The sequence below is a fragment of the Actinoplanes sp. NPDC048791 genome, assembly GCF_040650095.1.
Lineage (GTDB): Bacteria > Actinomycetota > Actinomycetes > Mycobacteriales > Micromonosporaceae > Actinoplanes.
Genome location: NZ_JBEZGQ010001288.1, coordinates 1 through 2,053, shown reverse-complemented (window position 1 = coordinate 2,053; position 2,053 = coordinate 1). Strand labels below are relative to the sequence as shown.

General features: G+C 74.2%; 1 protein-coding gene. It reads left to right on the top strand.

Annotation, left to right across the window (positions count from 1 at the left end; translation table 11 throughout):
- Positions 1-150: 150 nt before the first annotated feature.
- A partial coding sequence (locus AB0C29_RS45505) for a VIT domain-containing protein (RefSeq protein ID WP_360834196.1) occupies positions 151-2,053 on the top strand: 1,903 nt, incomplete at its 3' end.

Genomic DNA, 2,053 nt, shown 5'->3' with positions numbered 1-2,053 from the left:
CGCGCTGGGTGGCGGCGCGATCCTGGTCCTTCCGGTACGTCCCGGCGCCGCCGACTACGAGGCCATCGCCACCGCCGCCCGCCCTCTGCTGGACCTGCTGGCCGCCCGTGGCCTGCTCGCCGGCGACACCCTCGACGATGGGAGCCCGTCATGACCTTGTCCGTCAAGCCGATGGATCCGGCGGAGCTCGGCCGCGTCCGCATCCTGCCCGACGCCGGTCTCGGTGCCCTGCTCACCGACCGCGGCAACCTGCCGCTGGACCGTCTCGACGTGCGGGCCGCGATCAGCGGCCTGGTCGCCCGCACCACGGTGACCGCCGAGTACGTCAACGCGCACGACACCCCGCTCGAGGCGACCTACGTCTTCCCGCTGCCGGACCGGGCCGCGGTCACCGGCATGACGATGACCGCCGACGGCCGCACGGTCGAGGCCGAGCTGCAGGAACGGGCCCAGGCGCGGCAGAACTACGACCAGGCCGTCGCAGCCGGTCAGCGCGCCTCGATCGCCGAGGAGGAACGGCCCGACGTTTTCACCATGCGGGTCGGCAACATCCTGCCCGGTGAGCGGGTCACCATCGCGTTGTCGCTGGTCGGGCCGCTGCCCTGGGAGGACGGCGCGGCGACGTTCCGGTTCCCGCTGGTGGTGGCGCCGCGCTACGTGCCCGGGGCGCCGCTGCCCGGGCCGGCGGTCGGCTCCGGCCAGGCGCAGGACACCGACGCGGTGCCGGACGCCTCCCGGATCACTCCCCCGGTGCTGCTGCCCGGCTTCCCGAACCCGCTGCGGCTCAGCATCGGCGTCGACATCGATCCGGCCGGCCTGGGCCTCGGTGAGGTCCGCTCCAGTCTGCACACGGTGACGGGCGAGGGCGGCCGGGTGGAGATCGCGCCCGGCGAGCGCGCGGACCGGGATTTCATCCTGCGGCTGCCGTACGCGGGTGACGGCTCCGGCGCGGTGTGTGTCAGCGACCCGACGGCGGACGGGCCCGAGGGGACGTACCAGGTTGTGCTGGTGCCGCCGGACGACGCCGCGACCGCCGGCCGGCCCAAGGACGTGGTGCTGCTGCTGGACCGTTCGGGCAGCATGGGCGGCTGGAAGATGGTCGCCGCCCGCCGCGCCGCCGCCCGCGTGGTCGACACTCTCACCACCGCCGACCGGTTCGCCGTGCTGACCTTCGACCACCAGGTCGACCGGCCGGACGCTCTCGGCACCGGCCTGTCCGAGGCGACCGACCGCAACAGGTTCCGCGCGGTCGAGCACCTGTCGCGCGCCGACGCCCGCGGTGGCACCGAGATGCTCGTCCCGCTGCGTGAGGGGCTGAGCCTGCTCGCCGACTCGGGCTCGCGCGAGCGGGTGCTCGTGCTGGTCACCGACGGCCAGGTGGGCAACGAGGACCAGATCCTGGCCGAGATCACTGGCCTGATCGGCACCACCCGGGTGCACACCGTGGGCATCGACCGGGCCGTCAACGTCGGCTTCCTGGGCCGGCTCGCCGCGCTCGGCGCGGGCCGCTGCGAACTGGTGGAGAGCGAGGACCGGCTCGACGAGGCGATGGCGCAGATCCACCGGCGGATCGCCGCGCCGGTGCTAACCGACGTGACCGTCACCGCGGCCGACTTCAGCGTCGACCCGGCGCCGGCGCAGACGGTGTTCCCCGGGGTGCCGCTGGTCGTGTTCGGCCGCTACACCGGGACCGCCGGTGGCACGCTGACCGTGCGTGGCCGGACCCGCGACGACGAGGAGTTCGTGCGGCAGATCCCGGTTCGTGACAGCGCGGAGCCGGCGGTCACCGCGCAGTGGGCCCGGGCCCGGCTGCGCGAGCTGGAGGACCGGTACCTGACCGGGCAGCGCGAGCTGGAACAGACCATCGTGGCCACTTCGCTGCGCTACGGGGTGCTGTGCCGGTTCACCGCTTTCGTCGCGGTGGACAGCCGGGTGGTGACCGAAGGCGGCGAGGTGCGCCGGGTGACCCAGCCGGTGGAGTCGCCGTCGGGCTGGGACATGTTCGACGCGCCCACCCCACCGGGGATCATGCTGGCCGGGATGACCGCGGCGG